General features: G+C 66.4%; 4 protein-coding genes. All 4 read right to left on the reverse strand.

Annotated features, from left to right (window positions below):
- Positions 1 to 360 precede the first annotated feature (360 nt).
- Positions 361 to 558 (reverse strand): hypothetical protein, encoded by a 198-nt coding sequence (locus tag JYJ84_RS32810; protein WP_122947576.1) that lies wholly within the window; start codon positions 556 to 558, stop codon positions 361 to 363.
- A 163-nt stretch (positions 559 to 721) separates the two neighbouring features.
- Complete coding sequence (locus JYJ84_RS32815) at positions 722 to 1,399, reverse strand: hypothetical protein (protein ID WP_175220261.1); 678 nt, start codon at positions 1,397 to 1,399, stop codon at positions 722 to 724.
- Positions 1,400 to 1,450: 51 nt separating this feature from the next.
- Positions 1,451 to 2,188 carry a LuxR C-terminal-related transcriptional regulator gene (locus JYJ84_RS32820; RefSeq protein ID WP_175220259.1) on the reverse strand — a complete coding sequence of 246 codons (738 nt, stop codon included), beginning with the start codon at positions 2,186 to 2,188 and terminating at the stop codon, positions 1,451 to 1,453.
- A gap of 161 nt (positions 2,189 to 2,349) precedes the next feature.
- Positions 2,350 to 2,978, reverse strand: a 629-nt coding sequence (locus JYJ84_RS32825) for a neutral zinc metallopeptidase (protein ID WP_205189997.1), incomplete at its 5' end; no start/stop codon positions are given.

Consider the following 2,978-nt stretch of genomic DNA (forward strand, 5'->3'; position numbering starts at 1 on the left):
TGGGCGGGCTGCATTTCACCGTCGATGAAGAGGCCGAAATCGCGCGCAACGAAGGTGCGCACGGTGTCGCTGACGGCGACGAAATTCGTGGTGCTCATGGGCGTCTCGAGGATTGTCGTGGCTGGACCGCGTGCGCATGGGCACGCGGGCGTCGTTCCACTGTATCGACGAGGGTTCGCGCCCGGTGAGCGCAAATTGGCAGCGCGTGGGCGCTGAGGGGGCGGGTTCGAACTCCGCGGTGATGGGTCGAGTGCCGAGACCGGAAGCCGGCTCGGTATCGCGCAAGCAGACCGGCCGGCCTACTCGACCGGTACGGGCATGCCCGCTCCGCTACCGGGCTGATGCCCGGTCATTGCAATGCTAGTTTCTGAAGCCGTGCCCCATCGACGCAAGGAAGTCGTACGCCTGGTAATCCAGCCAGTAGATGCCGAGCGCCAGCGGAATCAGGAAGTACAGCGAATCGTAGATCCCGCTTCTCACGGTCCTGACGATGAAAATCGGCAGTGCAATGCTCAAGGCGGCGACCACAAGCGCAACTGCAATGATCGTGACGTCCATGTTCCCGGCCCCTGGTTGTTATCGAAACGACGATCGCGCATGGTACTGCACGACGGCGGGAACCCGCGAGCAGAACGCTTGCAGCGGCAGCGAGCCGACCGATACGGTACGGTTCGACCGATCAGGCTTGCGAAATGGGTGGGTGGCGCGGGCGTCTTGCCGGTCAGCCGCTGACGTCCAGGCGACTTGCCGGGCCGACCTGTTCGTTTTCCTTGGCATTGCCCGACCGGAACAGGCAGAAATTACTGCCGATTTCACTGCCGAATTCGATCAGGAAGTCCAATCGGCCGTCGCGATCGAGATCGCCCGCCCAGATCAGGGTCACGCGAAACGGCGGCGTGCTGCCGCCGAAATCATAAAGGACCGACCGCTTGCCATCGCCATCGGCAATCACCCCATCGGATGCGGTGTAGCGCAACGCGTACCGGCGGCCGTGAAACGCGAAGCGCAGCGGTTCGGGGCCGGGTTCGATCACCCTTCCACCGTTCGGGAACGCCAGGTTCGCCGCGTCGACCCGGCCCTGCCTGAGCGATTTGCAACGCAACAGCGCAACGGCATTTTTTACGTCGGACGTGACGTCGACGACTTCGCCGTCCGGTTGCACCGGCTCGAGCCGGATGCGTGCCGGCGCGAGCTTCCAGCGATGGCCGTCCGGCGCCAGTGCGAGCCATCCGTCGCCGAGATCGGCATCGGCCACGCCAACATCATCGGCCAGCATCCGGGTCGGAGGCAGTACGACGCACGAATCGGGTTCGCTCTCTTGCGCAAACGCTGTCGAGGCCGTGGAGACACCCAGCAACACGAGCAGCGCGGCCAGCAGCGCCTTGGCTTTGATATTCATGAATCGGCGATCGCGAAAGGTTCGAATTCCGGATCGCAATTATCCGATGAATTACAGGAACAACGCCCCCACCAGTTCGGTGCGGTTCGACACGCCGAGCTTGCGGTACATGCGCATCAGGTGCGTCTTGACGGTCGGCTGGCCGAGCGCGAGATCGCGCGCGATCTCCTTGTTCGAGCGGCCGTCGCGCACGAGGCGTGCGATCTGCTCCTCGCGGTAAGTCAGCCGCTCCTCGCAGGCGATCCGGTGGATTCCGCGCCGCACGCGCAGCAGCGGGCTCAGCGCGGCTTCGGCCACCGGCTGCAGCCGCGCGAGCGCATCGATCTCGCCCGGTGCGAACCGCCCGGCCGTGCTGTTGCCGGCCACGCCGCCCGTTTCACCGTTCCCGAAGCGCAGCAGCGAGAACGCGCCGACCGTTCGGCCCGCGTCGCGCAGCCAGATCTCGACGACGTCGGCCACGTCGTGCCGTCGCAGGAAACGGGTCCAGTACGCGGACGCGTCGCGCCTTTCGTCAGGCAATTGGGAGGCGAGCGTGACGACCGCGCGTTCGCCCGCCGCGCAGCGCGACGGATGCAGTGGATCGAGCATCCGGTAGCGCGCGACATAGGTGCGATGCATCGATTCCGGCATCCCGAACAGCTCGAAATCCGCCGGCTCGCCGCTCTGGTCGAGCCGGTAGAACACGATCGCGGACGGGCTCGCGAACGCATCGAACGCGTCCACGCACGCGCGCAGCGCACGTGACCAGTCGGCGGCGGCCGGGTCGGCGGGAACGGATGGGGTCGGCATGGTGGAGTGGGCGGCGGGCGAACGTATCGAAGATCGAAGTTCGGGCCAGCCTACCGGCGCCGAAAAGCGCCGGTGAGCACAAATCGGCAAATCGTCCCGGCCCGGCCGGCATCGCGGGTTCGGCCGGGACGATACTGGCGCGCGACGGGCGCGCCCTCGCGTCAGCGCGCGTTCGCGGCGAACGTGTCGCAGGCGCTCAGCTGGCCCGATTCCATCCCGCGCCGCAGCCAGTACACGCGCTGGTCACTGGTGCCGTGCGTGAAGCTTTCCGGGACGACATAGCCCTGCCCTTGCTGCTGCAGCCGGTCGTCGCCGATCGCGGCGGCGGCCTTCAGCCCCTGCTCGAAATCGCCCGGTTCCATCAGCCGCTGGTTCGCGCGCTGCGCGTTGTTCGCCCATACGCCGGCAAAGCAGTCGGCCTGCAGCTCCATCCGCACCGACAGCGCGTTCGAATGCGCCTGGCTCGCCCGCCGGCGCGCGGCGTCGACCTTGTCGGAAATGCCGAGCAGGTTCTGCACGTGATGGCCGACTTCGTGCGCGATCACGTAAGCCTGCGCGAAATCGCCGCCCGCGCCGAAACGCGTGCGCAGTTCGTCGTAGAAACCGAGATCGATGTACACCTTGCGGTCGCCCGGGCAATAGAACGGCCCCATCGCGGTCTGCCCCGTGCCGCATGCGGTCGGCGTCGAGTTCTTGAACATCACGAGCGTCGGCGGCTGGTACTGCGCGTGCAACTGGGTATTGAACACGCCCGTCCACGTGCGCTCGATATTGCCGAGCACCTTGCGCG

Origin of the sequence: Burkholderia sp. LMG 13014, assembly GCF_905232215.1 — a bacterium.
GTDB lineage: Bacteria > Pseudomonadota > Gammaproteobacteria > Burkholderiales > Burkholderiaceae > Burkholderia.

Bases quoted from the DNA above. Each gene is read 5' to 3' on its own strand.
- JYJ84_RS32810 (WP_122947576.1), bottom strand. From the start codon at position 558: ATGGACGTCACGATCATTGCAGTTGCGCTTGTGGTCGCCGCCTTGAGC.
- JYJ84_RS32815 (WP_175220261.1), bottom strand. From the start codon at position 1,399: ATGAATATCAAAGCCAAGGCGCTGCTGGCCGCGCTGCTCGTGTTGCTG.
- JYJ84_RS32820 (WP_175220259.1), bottom strand. From the start codon at position 2,188: ATGCCGACCCCATCCGTTCCCGCCGACCCGGCCGCCGCCGACTGGTCA.